Origin of the sequence: Polymorphobacter megasporae (genome assembly GCF_018982885.2) — a bacterium.
In the GTDB taxonomy this organism is placed as follows: Bacteria; Pseudomonadota; Alphaproteobacteria; order Sphingomonadales; family Sphingomonadaceae; genus Polymorphobacter_B; species Polymorphobacter_B megasporae.
This window is the reverse complement of sequence record NZ_CP081848.1, coordinates 3,490,113-3,508,207: the sequence shown is the minus strand read 5'-3', so window position 1 is coordinate 3,508,207 and position 18,095 is coordinate 3,490,113. Positions and strand designations below refer to the sequence as shown.

Annotated in this window: 3 protein-coding genes; all 3 read left to right on the top strand. The window is 68.7% G+C overall.

What is annotated here, in order from left to right; genetic code table 11:
- Nucleotides 1–12 precede the first annotated feature (12 nt).
- The 3 genes from KTC28_RS16330 to KTC28_RS16320 are packed head-to-tail and all read left to right on the top strand — an operon-like array spanning nucleotide 13 to nucleotide 18,053.
- Entirely contained in the window at nucleotides 13–13,689 is a 13,677-nt protein-coding gene (locus KTC28_RS16330) for a beta strand repeat-containing protein (RefSeq protein WP_216709891.1), read from the top strand.
- Nucleotides 13,686–16,841, top strand: coding sequence for a CHAT domain-containing protein (locus KTC28_RS16325; RefSeq protein ID WP_216709890.1), 3,156 nt, complete (start codon nucleotides 13,686–13,688; stop codon nucleotides 16,839–16,841). The genes KTC28_RS16330 and KTC28_RS16325 overlap by 4 nt, the downstream gene beginning before the upstream one ends.
- 15 nt (nucleotides 16,842–16,856) lie before the next feature.
- A complete protein-coding gene (locus KTC28_RS16320; protein WP_216709889.1) occupies nucleotides 16,857–18,053 on the top strand; it encodes a type VI secretion system protein TssA in 1,197 nt (398 codons plus the stop codon).
- The last annotated feature ends 42 nt before the right edge of the window (nucleotides 18,054–18,095 follow it).

Genomic DNA, 18,095 nt, shown 5'->3' with positions numbered 1-18,095 from the left:
GGAGCTAGGATCGTGACCAGCCTGCGCAGCCGCCTGTTCCATGGGACCGCCGTCGCCGCGCTGGCGTTCCTGCCGAACGCGGCGCAGGCTGCGGGCGCGTTGCCGAACAACGGGACGATCGCGAGCGGTAATGTAGCGGCGGCGATCGGGAGCGCAAACACCTCGACACTGACCACCGCCGGCGGTGGCACGGGGGCGACGATCGTCCTCGGCGGCACGATCGGAACCGCCGACACGCTCGCGCTTACCGTCGGCACCGGAACCGCCGGCCAGAGCGCAGTCGTCAACTGGGGCAACTTCGACATCGGCGCAGGCAACGCCGTGACCTTCAAGGGGGCCGGCGACGCCGCCTTCTCCGTGCTCAATCGCGTCACCGGCACTCTCAGTCCGTCGACGATCGCGGGGACGCTGCAGGGCAATTCTTCCGCCGTGGCAGGGAGCCGGGGAACGATTTTCGTCGTCAACGAGGGCGGCATCTCGTTTGCCAATTCGGCGACCGTGACCAACCTGACCGGCTTCGTCGCCAGTTCACTCGGCGTAACCGATACCGACTTCGCCAATTTTGCCAGCGGAGCGACGCGCTTTACAGGTACCGGTGCCAATGCGGTGTCGGTCGATGCCGACGCCGGCTCAGTCAAGGCAACGATTGCGCCCGACAGCGTGTTGCTCCTCGTCGCACCCAGGCTCGACATTCAGGGTGGCGTGCTGTCGGCGGCGGGCGGTGACGCGGCTCTCGTTCTCGCCAGCGATGCGACTGTCGCGCTCAATTCGACGAGCATCATCTCGATCAAGATCGACGCGGGCACCTCGGTCGCAACCGCACAGACGCTGGCTGGCACCGTCAACGGCCAGCGCGTGCTCGTCGCTGCCGCGACCTCGGCGGACCTGATCGGGACGCTGCTCAACGTTACCGGTGACCTGACCACGACCACCGCAACCGCGACCGACAAGGGCATCGTAATCGCCATCGGCCGCGATGCGCCGATCGACGGCGGCGGCAACGCGATCACCTTCAGCGGGCCTGCGCAGTTCGGCGGCGACCTCGCAGTGACCGGGACGCTGACGAGCAGCGGGCGGATCGACACCGTGATCAAAGGCGCGACGAGCATCGCGGGCGTTGCCGCAACCGGTGGCGCCAGCTTTGCGACCGGCGGCGCGCTAAATTTTACCGGTAACGTCTACGCGGGCGGCGACCTGACCGGAGCGGGAACGAGCATCGTCCTCGGCGTCGACGGCGCGGCGCATAATTTCACCTCGACCGCTGGGGCGCTCGGGCTGATCGCCAGCGGCGGCACGATCACGACACTCGGCGACTTCACCATCTCGGGCAGCAGCGCGGTCACCTTCGAATCGGCGGCGGGAGTCGCGGCGAACGTCAGCCAGGACGGCTCACTGGCGATCGGCGGGTCGAGCATCTTCGCCGGGAATATCGCGAGCAACCCGGCCGGCACGCTTGCCGGGACCGGCGATGTCGTCCTCACCGCCAGCAGCGCGATTACCGCAGGAACCGTCGCTGCACAGGGCGCGGTCACGGCATCTGCCGCCGCCGGGGCGGTGACGCTCGCCGGGGCGACCTCGGGCAGCGCCGGTTCGGCAGGGCATGCCATCACTGTCTCTGCAACGGGGCTGGCGACGGTGTCGGGTGCCGTGACGTCGACCGGGAATTATACTGTCAAAGGCGGTGCTGTTTCGCTCGGCGGGGCGCAATCCGCCGCGGGCGATGTTCTGATCAAATCGACGACCGGCGACATCAGCACGACCGGAGTCCTGACCGCCGACAGCGGCGGCGCGGGCGACCGCAAGCTTGTCCTCGACAGCGCCGCGGCGATCAGTGGTGGCGGCAGTCTTGCCAGCGGCACCGCGCGCCAGTCGGACATCCTCATCGCGGCGGCGGGCGACATCACGCTCGGAAACGTCGCCGCGCGATCGCTGGCAGGTACGGCGACCATCGCAAATCCCGCAGCGGCGACCGATTACAGCGCGACGACCGACGACACGCTCGCGACTGCCAACGCCATCTTGTTCGGCTCCGTCACGACGACACACGACAACTCCATCGGCTCGACCGGCACCACGCCCGGCCACCGCGACGTCACCATCGGCGGCGACACGAGCACGCTCGGCGCGCTCAACATCGGGGCGTCGAACGGCGACGTGACGCTGACGGGACCAATTTCGGCGAAGACGTTCGCAATGCTCCACGCCGATATCGGCAAGCTATCGGTCGGCGACGTCAGCGCGTTCGGCGGCAATGCGACGCTGACCGGCAAGACCGCGATTGCCGGATCGAACGGGACGCATGTGATCGCCGCATCGGGCGGTGTCGCGCTAAAGTCGGACGGCGTCATTGCGGTCGACGCGGTCCGCGCAGGCACGACGATCACCGTTGGCGGTTCGAGCGGAGCCAACGCCGCGTCGCTGACCGGCGACAGCCTGCGTAGCGGTGGCGCGGTCACGGTCAACACCGGCGGTGCGATCACTTTGGCGGGGCTGAACGCCACGTCGGCCCAATCGATCGGCAAGGCGCTCGACCCGACGCTCGCGACGTTCACCGGCGGGGCGGTCGCTGCGGCCGACGTGACCCTGACGGGCGGTGGCGTGGTCACGCTCAACGATGTCGCCTCGACCGCGAACATCACCGGCACCGGCACGACCTTCACCCTCGGCACCGCGAGCGCGACGCATTCGCTCGCCGCCGCCGGTGCGGTGACGCTGACCGCAAGCGATACCGGCGCTGCGGCGATCACCGCGCTCGGCAATTATACGATTTCCGGCGGAGGCGCGGTCGCGCTCCAGCGCTCGGCTGGGGTCGGGGCGAACGTCACCCACGACGACACGCTGACGATCACCGGCGCGAACATCTTCGTCGGCGACATCGCGCTCGCCACGACGCTGCCGCCGCTGGTCGGGACGGGCAACGTCGCCATCAACGCGAACGATGATGTCACCGCCGGCGTCGTTACCGCGCGCAACGCGGTCAGCGTGAGCTCCGCGAACGGCGCGGTCCTCCTCGGCGGCGCGACTTCGGGGGGCACGGGAGCGGTCACGGTCACCGCGACAACAAGCTCGGCCAACGTGACCGGCGCGGTGTCGTCGGCGGGCGACTATACGGTAAAAGCGCAAAGCGTGACGTTGGCACCCGGTGGCGCGACGCAGTCGGCGGTGGGAAATATTCTCGCCCAGGCGGACGCCAATATCTTCGCCAGCGGGACGCTCATTGCGGACAGCGCGGGTTCGGGGGGCAAGCGTCTCGTCCTTGATGCGCCGGGCACCCTGTTTACTACGGGCGGTCCGCTCACCTTGATCGCGGGCGCTGGCGCAACGGCGACGGCGGCGAACCGGTCGGACGTGCTGCTGAGCATCGGCGGCGGGCCCACCGGCCTCGTGCTCGGTTCGGTCGATGCCAACGTCTTCAGCACCGCGACCGCCGGCGCCGGAGCGGCGACCGTCGCCGACTACACACCTGACGTTCAGGCGGGCACGCTGATCCCGACGTTGCTCCTCAATCGCGCGATCTCGAGCACGGGCACGATCAAGACGATTCAGTCGATCATCATCGGCTCGACCGGACTTCCCCCGGGTAACCGGGAAGTGTCGCTTGCCGGGGTGACGAGCGCGACCGGGAGCGTCGAGGTGTCCGCGACACACGGCACCGTCGCCGTGACCGGCCCCGTGTCGGCCGCGACCTTCACAAAACTGCATGCCGACGCCGCGACGCTGACCGTCGGCGACGTCAGCGCGTTCGGCGGCGACGCCACGCTGACCGGGACCGCGATCGCCAAGGCCAGCGGCGCGCACGCGATCGCCGCGCTCGGCAATGTCCTGCTCGCCTCGTCGGGTGCGGTGACGGTCGACGTGGTCCGTGCCGGGGGCAGTGCGACGGTGCGCGGCCCGACGGTTGGAAGCAGCGCCGCGTTGCTTACCGGCACAAGCATCGCCGCGAACGGCGGGGTCGCGGTCTCGACGGTCGCGGCGATCAACCTCACCGGCGCGGGCTTCACCGTCGCGACGCCGCGCCAGGCGATCGACGCGAATCTCGCTGGCTTCACCCGCCCGGCCACCGTCCCCGATGCCAATATCGCGCTGACCTCGACCGGCAGCGGGGTGACAATCGGCGCGATCGCGGCAACGGGCAATATCCTCCTCACCGCCGCGACGACCGCAACGGTATCGGGCAACGCCGAGGCGGGCTTCGGCGGTGGCAGCGGCGACTACGTCATCAAGGGTGCGACGGTGTCGCTCGGCGGCGCGGGAACGACGCAGAAGGCGACCGGCAACGTCTGGATCCGCGCCACTGGCACCGGCGGCATCGGCGCGGCGGGAACGATCATCGCCGACGACAATGGCTTCGGCGGACAACGCCTCGTCCTCGACAGCGCGGGGTCGATCAGCGGCGGCGCGAACCTGATCGCTGGGGCAGGGGTCGGCCCCACGACGGGGAACCGCTCGGCGATCCTGATCGCGCTCGGCAACACCGCGCAGCCGGTGACGCTGGGCAGCATCGACGGCCTCAGCCTGTCGCTCGCCAATCCCGGCGCGGCAACGTCGGTCGCGAGCTACACCCCGATCGTCGCCAACCGCTTCGAAACCACGGGCGCGGTGTCGCTCGGCGCGGTCTCGACCGTTACGGCGAACATCATCGGCACGACCGGGACTGCCGTCGGGCAGCGCGATGTCGCCCTTGGCGGCGACACAAGTGTCACCGGCAGCGTCGAAGTCCGTTCGGCGGCGGGTGCCGTCACCGTGGGGCCGGTCGCCGCCGCGACGGGGGTCAACCTCCACGCCGACTTCACGCCCGTAGGCAGCGATCCGACGCAGGGACTGCTGACCGTAAGCAACATTACGGCAGCCGGTGGCGACGCGACACTGACCGGTGGCAGCGCAATCAGGACGGCGTCGACCGCAAACCTGATCGCCGCAACCGGCAACGTGCTGCTCGCCTCACCCGGGTCGATCGGCATCGGGTCGGTGCAGGCGGGGGGCACCGTCACCGCGCGCGGGCTGACGACCGGGACGAGCGCGGGCTCGCTGAGCGGGGTCGGCTTCCAGGCGAATGGCGCGATCACCGCGACGACGACCGGCGCGATCACGCTCACCGGAACCGGGCCGCAGGCGACCGCGACGCGGCGCGGAGCCTATACGATCGCGAGCGGATTCGCCGGGGCGAGCGTCGCCGACGCCGACGTCACGCTGACCTCGACCGGGAGCACCGTGACGCTCGCCGACGCCGCATCGACCGGCAATTTGTCGATCGTCGCGAGCGACCTCGCGGGGGTAACCGGCACCGTCACTGTAGGCGACGCCTTCACAGCGGGTGGCAGCGGCAACTATTCCGTGACTGGTAACAGCATCACGCTCGGCGGAACCGGCGTCGTCCAGAGCGCCACCGGAGCCGTCGCGCTGTCGTCGCCCGGAACGGTTATCGTCGACACGCTGCAGTCAGGCAAGACGATCACTGTCGGCGGTCTGACGGCAGGCAGCAGCGCCGGATCGTTCGCCGGCACCGCGCTGCAGGCAAACGGCGCGATCACCGTTCTGACAGGCGGCACGATCTCGCTTACGGGGACCGGCGCGGCGAGAACCGCGACCGAGCGCGCGCTGTTCGACCCGACGCTGCGCACGTTCACCGGCGCAACGACCGCCGCTGATGCCGATGTCACCCTGACCTCGACCGGCAGCACGGTTACGATCGCCGACGCGGCGACGACCGGCAATCTATCTATCTCTGCGGCGGACGCGGTCGGCGTCACCGGTACGGTTGCTGCGGGCGACGGCGCGACGGCCGCCGGGCATGGCACGTACACCGTCGCGGGCTCGAGCATCGCGCTCGGCGGCGGGGTCGCGGGACAGGCGGCGCTCGGCGATATCCTGCTCAAGACGCCGGGCACGATTACCCTGACCGCGCTCCGCAGCGGCGGGACGATCACCGCGCGCGGCCCGACTTCGGGGAGCAACGCGGCGTCGCTGACCGGCGACAGCATCCAGGCGAACGGCGCGATCGACGTCGCGACGAACGGGCTGATTTCGCTCGCCGGGGTCAACGCGACGAGCATCGCGACCCAGCGCAAGACGATCGACGCCGACCTCGGCGGATTCAACGGCGCTGCAACCGTGCCCGACGCAGGGATCATCCTGACGACAGCGGCTGGGTCGATCGGCGTCAATAACGGCAGTTCGATCGGCTCGACGACGCTCACTGCCGGTACCGGCGGCGTGTCGGGCGGAATCACGGCGATGGGTATCCTCACCGCGGGCGACGTTGCCACGATCACCCCGCTCGCCGACCTCGTGCTCGACGCCCGCGACTCCGCCACGCTCGCGAACGGCACCGCAACGCACAACATTGGCGTCACCAGCCATGCCGGCGACGCGACAATCACTGCCGCGACTGCGGGAACGAACACCGCCGTCGGCGGCACGATCACCGCGCAGAGCCTCGCCGCTGGCCACACTGCGACGATCGTCTCGGGCACGACGACGCGCGGCGACGTCAGGGCGCTGGCAACGGCGGCGGGCGGCATCGCACTGATCGCTTCCGGCACCGCGACGGTTGGCGACATCCTCGCCGACGGCGACGCCAGCGCAACGATCACCAACGGGACGACGCTCGGCGCGGTCTCGACCGGCAACGTCACCGCGCATAGCCTGTCGGGCGATGCGACCGTCACCACCGGACGCGCGCGCGGCTCGATTCTCGCCGATGCATTCAACGCAGCGCTCGTCAGCGACGGCGTGTCGGTCGCCGCCGACATTGGCGCGACGAGCCGCTCGACGACCGGCGGCAGCGCGACGATCACGCTGGCCGACGCGCACAACATCACCGCCGACGCGCAATTCGGCCCGGCGAGCGTCGTCAGCGGCCAGTCGCTGGTGTCGGGCAATATCACCGCGACGGTCCACACCGGCGGCAACCTCGCCTCGATCGGGACCGCCACCGCGAACGGCGGCAACATCGCCGCGACGCAGTCTGGCAGCGGCAACGCGACGATCGGCACCGCGACGGCGAGCGGTAACGTCACCGCGACGGCGGGAGGGCTCGCCGATGTCACCACCGGCACCGCGGGCGGGAACGTCGTCGCGACGGGGGCGACCGCGCACGTCGCGACGGGCCACGCGACCGGCAGCGTCCGCGCACTAGCGAGCGGCGGGACGGCTGTGGTCGATTCCGGGACCGCCGATACCGGCAATGTCGACGCGCTCGCGAGTACGGCCGCGACGATCACCTCGGGCACAGCGACGCTCGGCAACGTCCGCGCGACCTCGACCGGCGGCGGACTGGCGACGATCGCGACCGGCATTGCCGGGACATCGGTCGTCGCGACCGGCGGCAGCGCGACGATCGGCACTGCGACCGCCGGCGACGATATCATCGCCTCGGCGACCTCCGGCGCGGTCACCGCGACAACGCTGACTGTCACCGGGCTCGGGGCTGACACCGCCGCGACAGACGCCAGCGGTACCCTGCTGACCGGCGTGCTGACCGGGCTCGGCGGGTCGAACGCCATCATCCGCGCGACGACCAATGCGACGATCGGCGGAGTCGTATCGATCGCGCAGGCGAACGCCGCGAAAACCGCGAACTTCGATGTTGGCGCGGGGTCGGTCACGCTCGGCACCGCCGCGACGTCGTTCGACCAGCACGCCGCCGGCCGCGTCGGCATCGTCGCGACCGGCGGCGGCGTCACCTTCGCCGGAAGCGGCGGCACGCTCCAGTCGAACGTCGGTGGAGCGCGGACCGCCAACGCGGTCGCCGACGCATCGACCGCTGGCGGCGGCCTGTCGATCAGCGCGGCGATCAGCATCGACGGTGCAACGACCGATCTCGTCGCCAACGCCAAGACCCTTGGCGGCGGCTTCGATACGCAGGCGCGCCAGCCGGGCATCGTCCTTGCGGCGGCGGCAGGCGGCGGCGGGTCGGTCCGGTTTGCGACGCTGACCGGCGGCGCGGTGACCGTCACCGCACCCGGCACGATCGCCATTCCGACGATCACCGCGACGGGCAACGTCGCGCTCACCGGCATTGCGGCGAGCGGCAACGATACGGCGACGATCAGCCCGGTGGCGATCACGATCGACGGCCTTGACAGCGGCTATGGCCGGGTCGATGTCACCGCCGCCGGCGGGGCGGGGGCCGAGGTCGCCTCGCTCGCCGTCGCAAATGGCGGGCAGGTTGGCGCGCTCCAGATCCTCAGCGCCACCGGCGCGGCGACGCTCCGTGCGACGCCGTCCGACCCGACGAAGATCAATTCCATCCTTGTCGGATCGCAGACCGGTGCAGCGAGCATCCTCAATACGGCGGGCGGCGCAGCCAGCATCGCTAACCCGGACACCGTCGCCGCGCAGACGATCGTGTTGCGTGGGCGCCAAGCCGGGTCGAGCGTGCTCGCCACCGGCCCCTTGCTCGCGACCGGATCGATCCTCGCGACCGGACCGAGCGTCACGCTCGGCACGGTCGTCGTCGCGGGCACCGCCGCCGACGGAACGGGCGACATCTCGATTGCCGCGACGAACGCCGCGTCGCTTGCCGCGGGAGCGACCGAGACCGCAGTGGCGCGGCGCTCGATCATTGTCACCGGTGGCACCGCGCTGCTCGGCGACGGCACCGCGACGGGTGGCACCCTCGCGGTGTCCGGAACGAGCGTCGTGGTGACTCGGAGCGCGGTCGCGGGTGACGACATCCTGCTGACCAGCGGCGGCGCAATCACTGCGACCAACGCTACGATCATGACGACCGGAAGCGCCGACTTGCAAGCGGGCGACGACACCGCGGGCATCGGGCTCATCTCGACCGGCGCGGACGCCGGAACCGGTTACGGGGCGGGTCATACGGTCATCACCGACGCAATCGTCGCCGGAACCGATGCGACGACGAACGGCGCGCTGACCCGGCTTGCAGGAGCGAATATCGTCGCGACCGCCGCTGGCAACATCGACTTTAGCGCGGCGACGCTCAGCGCCGCCTCGGGTCTCGGCCGCGACATCCACGTCGAGTCGAACGGCGCCGTCGCCCTCGCCGGTGCAACCGCAGCCCGCGGGATCGTCGTCGCCAGTATCGGCCTGCTCGCCCCGACCGGCACGTTGACCGCCGGCGACGACCTCGTTCTCGTCTCGACTGGCGCAATCGACGTTCGCGGCGCGACCTTGCGGACCGTCGGATCGCCGAGCGATCTCACCGATGCACGCCGGGCCGACGGCTTACTGTTGACCAATGTCGCTGGCGGCGGCGCGTTGACCGCACTCGGCGGGAGCAACATCGCGCTCGCGGCAGGCGGCACGATCGATCTCGGGCTCGTCGAGACCATGGGCGCATCTCCGTCGTCGCTTCGCGCGTTCTCGGCGGCGGGGATCACCGCCGCGCAGGCGATTACGACGAGCGGCAGCATCGTCCTCGTCGGCGCCACCGTCACCGCGCCATTCGCGCTAACCGCCGGAGACGACATCGTCGCGGTCGCGCGAGGCGGCTCGGCCACGCTCGACGGCGTCCTGACGACAACCGGAACCAGCGTGAGCAACGCCGGCCTGACCGATCTTGCGGGCAACGGCGTTGCGCTTCCGGGTGAGACCGCGCTTGGCCGCACCGACGGCGCGAGCATCCTCGTCGCCGCGACCGGGCTATCGACGGTGTCGGCTGATGCCGCCAGCGCGGGACGCTACAGTGTCTACGGCCGCGGCGGCATTGTCCTCGGGACGGACGCGACGGCGGCGCCCGGAACGACGCAGAACGCGGCGCGCGATATCCTGCTTGAGGCGTCGATCGGGACTGCTCCGCTGCCCGCATCGATTTCGCTCGCGAACAACATGGTGCTGACCGCCAATAGCGACGGCGTCGAAACTGCGTCGGGGAGCGGCTTCATCGCCGACTCGCTCGTCGTCCGCCTCGGCAACGGCGACCTCAATGCCGGGGGCGCGACATTGCGCGCGCTGCGGACGCCCGCCGCTTCGCTCGGCGACCAGGCGACGGTTCAGGTCCAGCCGGTCGTGACCGACGGCGTCAAGTCGATCACCATCGCGACCCTCAACAGCGCCAGCGCCGATCTTCGCGCGCTGAACGACGTGACGATCGGCAGCGCGACGGTCGACGGTGGCCTGACACTCGCATCGACCGCCGGGGCGGTTTCGCTCGCGACGCTGACGGTCAGCACGGGAACGCCGCTGATGACGTCGGCGCAGGTCGCAGCGATTGACCTCAAGCTTAGCGGCGCAACCGGGGCGACGCTCGGAACCGTCGCCGCTGCCACGAACCAGCTTCGCGACATCACCGTCGCAGCGAGCAGCGGTACTGCGAGCATCACCGGTGCGGCGTCCGCGCGCGATGATATCGTCGTGGCCTCCACCACAGGCACGGCGAGCGCTTCCGAGCTCAGCTTCGTCGGCACCGCCTCCGACTCCGAGGCCGGGGTCACGACCGTCGCGGCGACGGATGCCAACGGCGTTGCGCTCGCCGATGCGTATCAGGTCAGCGGCCCGACGATCACCGGGCTCGCCGGTCGGAACATCGTCATCTCGGGGGCGACCGGGGCAAGCCTCGGCACCGTGACGACCAATGCGAGCGATTCCCTCGGCGACGTTCGCGTCGTGACGGCGGCTGGGCTGGCGACGCTCGATACGGTCACGAGCGGCGGCGCCGGGCTGCCGGCGCGCGTCATCGTCGCGACGCGCAACGGCGCAGCGACCGGAACCACGCTCAACGCCAGCGGCGACATCATCGTCGACGCGACGCAGGGCAGCGCGACGCTGACGACCGGAAATGCCGGACGCGACGCGATCGTCGTCGGACCGTCGGTGTCGATCGGGACGATCACCGCGGGCGACGACATCGTTGCGGTGGCGACGGCGGGGTCGCTCACCGCCGGGGCGCTGACCTCGACCGGCGCGAACAGTGGCGACGCAGTCGCGACGATCTTCCGCGCTGATGGCTCGTCGATCGTCGATCCGGTCGAGGGTGGCGTGGTCGGCGGCCTGACCGGCGGAAATGTCGTCGCACTCGCCAGCGGCAACCTTGCCGTTAACGCCGCGACCGCTCCGGGTCTGGTGCGGCTTGCTTCGCTCAACGGGACGACGACGGTCACGACGATCACCGGGGGCGATGTCTTCCTGACCGGCTTTGGCGTCACCGCCGGGACGGTGACCGCTGGGCGTGACGCGACCGTGGTTTCGACGGGCGGCGATATCGCAATTGCGACCATTGCCGCGGCGCGCGACCTCATCCTCAACAGCGCGAACGACATCGCCGTTTCCGGCCTGTCATCGGCGGGGGGTAATGCGACGCTGACGGCAGTACGCGATATCAACCTGGGCGCAACCGCCGCCGGCGACGCGCTCGATGCCACCGGCAACATTACCTTGACCAGCGGCCGCGATATCATCGTCGTGCAACGGACCAACGCGGGCGCTGCGCTTACCGCGACAGCCGGGGGCGCAGCGACATTTGCCGAGACGGTGTCAGGCGGCGCGACATCGCTCGCGGCACAGAGCGATTTGATCCTCACCGCCGATGTGACGGCGAGCGGGAAACTGACCCTCGCAAGCACAGCCGGCTCGATTACCGCGCCGAACGTGTCGGGCAACGGCATCACCCTGACCGCTGCGAACGCGGGTACGATAACAGGTGCGGCCACGTCGACCGGAGCCTTGACCGCAACCGCCGAAAGCCTCGCGTTCGGTTCGATCACGGCTGCATTCGACGCGACGCTCCATGCGGCGGGCGCGATCACGGTAACCGGCGCGACCACCACGGGCGGCGCGCTCACGGCAACGTCGGATAGCGCCACGATCCACACGGGCGCAGTGACGACCGGCGGACCGGCGGCGATCACCGCCAACAACGGCGCTATCGTCGTCGCGAGCCTCGCCGCGACCGGAGCGGCGACGCTCGGCGCCAGCCAGTCGATCGAGGTCACCGGTGCCGCAACCACGACCGGCGCGCTGAACGCGACCGCAACGACTGGCAATCTCCAGTTCGGCTCGATTGCGGCTGGCGGAGCGGCGACCCTCCGCGCCAGAACCGCGCTCACCGTTGTCGGACTGGTGAAGTCGGGAGCCGCGCTCGATGCCTTGTCTAGCTCGGGCGCACTAAGCCTCGGTTCGACGCAAGCCGCGACGACGGTGATGCTGCGTGGCGCGACCGGAGTTGCGATTGCTGGCGGGATGACGGCGGGCGGCGCGGCGACTATAACCGCCGACACCGGGCCGATCGCGACGGGCGACATCAATGCCGGGGGCGATGCGCTTGTGACCGCAAGCACCGGCAGCGCGACGCTCGCCGCGGTCAGCCGCGCGGCCAAGCTGACCGTCACCGCCGCGACGGACGCGACGATTTCAGGGGCGGTGACGACCACGGGTGATACGTCGATCACCGCAACGAACGGCTCGGCAACGATCGGCGGTGCGGTTAGGACGGCGAACTACACTGTCAAGGCGAACAACGGCACGATCACACTCGGCGGGGCGACGCAGGCAAGCAGCGGCACGATGACGCTCGACTCGCAGCGGCTGTCGATCGGGACGGGGACCACGCTTGTCGCCGCGACGCGGATCCAGCTCGACGTCACCGGTAACGCTGCCGGCGTGTCGCTCGGCGATGGTGCCGGGGCGGCGGCGGGAGCGACGAAATACACGCTGTCGAAGGCCGACCTTCGCAAATTCCAGACGCCGGTCCTCGAAATCGCCGCCGTCGCGCGTCCGGTCGATATCGGCGACGTCGACCTCGACGGCGTCACTGCGGTGAGCGGGGGGCTTGCGGGAGTCACCGGTGCCTTCGGCATTCGCACCACCGGCGATATTCGCATTGCCGACCGCCTGACATTCACCAGTGCGGCGGCTGCGACGACGCCGCGGGTGCTGACGCTCGGAGGTGCCGCGGGCGGTGCCGATCTCGACAAGACGACGACGACGGCGAACGCAATCAAGGTCCTCGCAGTGTCGGGTCTCGACAATTCGGTGACCGGCACCGGCGGCCAGATCAACGCCGCGGGATCGACCGTTCAGCTCCGCGCGACCTATGTCGCGCTCGGCGAAACCCCGTCTCCCGCAGCCGGGCGGCCGTTCATCGACGAGCTGCTGCCGGCGTCGGGAGCACCGCTGAACGCCGCCGAGGCGCGGACCCAGTTCGTCAACAATTCCGCTTCCTCGCTGTACCTTGCGACCCCGCCGTATTCGAAGCAGGCTCCCGCGCCGCAGGCCTTGGTCAAGGCGGGGACGCTCGTCCTTGCGCCGGGCCAATGGGCGCTGATCCAGAATACCGGTCCGACGGCGACGCCCGGCGGCGGGATCGAGGCGGGGACTCTCAAATTCAACAAGGTCGCTGGGGCGACGTCGGCGGATCCGGTCATCGCGGTATTCGGTTCGATCGCCGGCAAGACCGGTATCGCCTCGGCGATCAGCATCAATGCCGATAATCTCGACGGGATCAGTCCGAATAATATCCGGGTCAATGGCTGTGTCGCGCTATCGACGTCGGGCTGCATCCAGTCGGCGGTCTCGATCCCGCTGATCAATCTCGCCGATCCAGGCCGTACGCTGCTGATCTCGAGCGCGCCCGACCTCGCGCTGTCGATTGAGCTGATCACCGGCGCAACCAACGAGGCGCTCTGGCGCGAGGACGACGACGATTGCGCGCCGGGGACCGGTGCAGCGCGCTGCGCTGTGACGCCCACCCAGACTCGTTCGCGAGGGGAGAGCCGGCCATGATGCGCATCGTGCGGTTAATCGGGCTCGCGGTCGCGCTTATGGCGGATATTTCAGCTTCGGCGGCGCTGCCCGACACGATCGATCTTGGGCGCGGACCGCAGGGCGAGCTTTGCCGTGCCGAGCGGACGTGGAGCGATCCTGCCGCGCCCGGCCTGTTCGACACCAGCTTCAACGTTCGCTGTCGGGGTTGGACCGAGACCGCTTCGGTTGGTCGGTATCACGTCGTTGCCGCGACCGCCGACGCGACGGCGCTGCTCGATAAATCACGCGATGCCCGGCTAGCGTGCGGCGCGCCCATCGCGGTGACTGTTGCCGGACTCGGCGTGGGCACCGCGCGGCGCTGCGTCGCGCGTGAGGCGGGATATGAGGCGATTGCGGTTCAGGTCGCGCATGGCGGCAAGATCTACGCAGTCGATGGCCTGAAGCGTTTCGCCGACAATCTTGCAACCGGCCTGCGCTCGGTGGGCGGGGCGAAGATTGGCGCCAAGGGGGCCGGCAAAGGCGATGCGCTCGTTCCCGCAGACGCGCCGCCACCGCCCGCGGGTGTCGCACTCGCTGCGGTGATCGCCGACGAGTCGGCGCTTGGCGACCAGCGGACCGAGGTGCTCGACTATTCGATCCGCGGGCAGCACGGCGAGGCTCGCGAGATCGTGACGCGTTATCTCGCCAAGCTGCCGCTCGAAGCGTCGCGCTCGGACCGGATAAATCTGACGCTCGATGCGGCGCTGTCGGAATCGAACCTCGGCTACCGCGACGTCGCCAAGGTCTATCTCGACCAGGCAGCGGCGTTGCTCGATGCCGCCGAAGCGCCTCGCGGCCTGTCGGGCGATCGGTTGCGGAGCAAATTGCAGGTCTATCGCGCCATCGACGCGCTCAATCGTCGCGACTATCCCGCCGCCGCAACGCTGTCACAGGCCGCGCTCGCCGAAGATCGTGATCCGGTTCGCCTTGCATCGCTCGACAACGCGCCGCTGCGCGACCCCGCTGTCCTGCGCCAACTCAACACCAACGGTGCGTCGCGCGGACTTGGGTCGCGCGACCTTAGCTGGATCGGGCCAGTGGTCCTCCAGGCCGAGGCGCTATATGTTCGTTCGGCCGCGCTGGTCGCAACCGGAGCCTTCGCTGAAGCCTCGGTCGTGCTGGCGCAGGATGAGAAACTGCTGTCGCGCTTCGATAACGCGAACTTGGAAACGTCGAACCTGTTGTGGCTCCGCAGCGCGGTTGCGGCCGAGCGCGGACGGATCGCGACGCATCTCGGTGACTTCGCGACTGCTCGCAAGGCCTATGCCGAGTCGACCGATCGCCTCGATCGTTCGACGATCTACACCGATACGCCGCTCGTGGCGCAGCGTCGGCTAGACTATGCCGGCTTCCTTGCGCGTCAAGGCGACCGAAAGGAGGCGCGGGTCCAATATGAGCGCGCACTCGACGTCCTCAAGCGGGCTGGTCCATCGACGTCGTCGGGTGTCTCGGGGCTCGAGGGCTATTTCGGAGTCCTCGCGGCTGATATTGCGGCGGGCGGCACCGGGGCAGATTCGGCACGCGCGCAATTCTTCCTCGCCTCGCAATTCATCGCGCCCCCCGCGGTTGCTGCGCAGATCGCCCAGATCGAGAAGATTTTCGAGAGCGGATCGAGCGACGCGGCGGTGCGCGCGAAGGCGCTGCAGGATCTCGACAGGGAATCACGCGTGCTTGCAACGCGTCTCGCCAGCCTGCCCGAGACGGCAGCCAAGGACCGCGCCGCCGTCCGCGCCGAGCTGGACGTCGCCGAGGCGCGCGCGGTCCAGGTCCGCACCGAACTCGCCGGCGACCAGCAATATCAGCAGGCGAGCGATACGATCGCCACGCTTGGGGAGCTTCAAGCCGCGCTCAAGCCGGGAGAGGCCTATGTCAAGCTCCTGACACTGCCGGCGACAACATATGTCATCGTCGCCACCCACGGCGCGTCGGCGGTTTATCCGGCCGGGCTGCCGACCGCAGAATTGGCCAAACTCGCAGTCGATGTGCGGTCGTCGATCGACGGCAATATCGCCGCCGACGGCCGGGTCATCCCGCTGGTTTTCGACATTCCCGGCGCGTTCAAGTTGCACGAGGCGTTACTCGGGCCCGGGCGTGATCTGCTCGCCGGTGTCACGACGCTCATCACCGAGCCGACCGGGGCGATGACCCAGCTTCCGTTCGGTGTCCTCGTCGTCGATCAGGCGAGCGTCGATGGATTTGCAATTTCGGTGATGAAAAACTCGCGCGACTATAGCCAGGTGAAGTTCCTTGCGAGCACTGTCGACCTCGATACGACGGTGTCCCCGCGGTCCTTCCTCGTCGCTCGGACGCAAAAGGCATCAGGCGCAACGCTGCCGTATCTCGGCTTCGGCTATCACGCGGTGCCGAATGCGACCGAACTCGCTGCGGTCCCCAATCGGGGCTCGTTCGCCGGACGCTGCGCCGGCCGCGCCGACGCGCTCCGCCAGGGTTTCGCCTCGCTCCGCCCGATCGGCGCGAAGGAACTGGCGGCGGCGGCGGCGGTGATGGGGCCAGGAAGCAAGCTTGTCGAAGGCGCGGACTTTTCCGATTCAGCGCTCACCGCGAACAATGCGTCGACCAAGGCGTATCGCGATTACGCCGTGATCCACTTCGCCACGCACGGGCTCAAGGAAGGCGAACTCGATTGCGACAGTCCGCCGGCGCTGGTCACGTCGATCTCCGACTCGCCGAATTCTGACGGGCTGCTGAGCTTCGAGGAAATTGCCAACCTCGGGCTCGACGCCAATCTCGTGGTGCTGTCCGCGTGCAACACCGCCGCCGAGACGACCGCGTCGCGCGCGAGCGGGTCGGGCATCCGGGTCCGGCAGGGGCAGGCGCAAACTCTGAACGGCCTCGTCCGCGCATTCCTCGTCGCAGGCAGCCGCGCCGTCTTGACGACGCACTGGGCGATTCCCGACGGGTTCAAGACCCGCGATGGGCGGCAGGTCGCGGCATCGACCCAGCTGGTCGAAACGCTGTTCAAGTCCGGCGCGACCAAGTCGATCGGCGATTCGCTTCGCGCCGCGCAGTCGCAGATGATCCGTAACCCTGACACATCGCATCCGTATTATTGGGGTGCATTCGCACTTGTCGGCGACGGCGCCAAGTCGATGCTCGCTCGCGCGTCTTGAACGAAAGAGAATCAGTTGCCCTTTGATTTCAACAAGCTCAGCGCCCCGATCAGCGAAGATGCGCCGGTTGGGCCATACCTCCGCGATGATCCCGCGTTCCGCGATATCGAGGATGCTCCTGGCGAATTTGCCAACCAGTCTGCCGGCGACCTGCGCAAGGTCGTCAACAGGTGCGTCGAATTTCTCGAAAAGACCAAGGATCAGACTCCCGCGATCGTTGCGGTCCAGGCCTCGGTTCGCGCGGGCGATTTCGCTGTAGCCAACGCCGCGCTCGAACTGATCAAGAGCTTTGCGGAATTATACTGGGAGGATTTTCACCCCGGTCCGGCCGAAGAGATGGCGATCGGACGGGTCAACGAATTATCGTCGCTGTCGCGCCCGGCGGCGCTGATTCTCCCCCTTCAGCGCGCCGCAATCGCCCGGTTGCCGGCACCGTCGACCGTCGAATTCACCTCGGCGATGCTGGTCCAGGCGTCCGGCACGGTCCTCGAATGGACCAACAATGACGATACTTCGCTTGCAGCAAAGATTACAAGCGGCGCGATTAGCGCGGTCGCGGCGAAGACTGGCAAGTCGACTCATGAAGGCGCGCGACTACTTCGGGTAATCATGCGCTCGATCGCTCCAGAGGCCGCCGCCGCCGATGCTACTGCCGAAGCTGCGGCTGGATCGAGCAATACGGTCGAGGGCATCGACAGCGCGCAGGCGTCGGCAATCGCATTGGGGATAAGGGCGCAAGTGACCACGGCCGCGCCGCCGCTGCGGGCGATGGCGGACATTCTCTATGACATCATGGCGATCTATGACGGGCATTCGGTCGATTCGCCGAGCTTTGGCCCGGTCATCGCCCAGCTCAAATCGATGGATGCCGCTGTCGAAGGTTTTTTGGTGAGTTTTCCCGATCCGAACGCCGTGGTCGAGGTCGAGGATGGTGAAACTGTCATGGAAACCGCGCTAGTGCCCGGTGACACGACCGCGTCGGCTAAACCCCGCGCGTTCTCGGCGGACCCGCCGCGGACCCGCGCCGACGTCCTCGCCGCGATCGATGCAATTTGTCGTTACTATGCCGACAATGAGCCTACGAGCCCGGTTCCACTTATGCTGAAGCGCATTCGTTCATGGGTCGATAAGGATTTCATGGAACTTATTCGAGAAATCGCGCCAAACGGTGCCGATGAGGTGACTCGTCTATTGGCAATCAAGAGCGAGTAGAGCAAAGTCGGAATGACGGCGCGACTCCAATGGGGTCGGCCA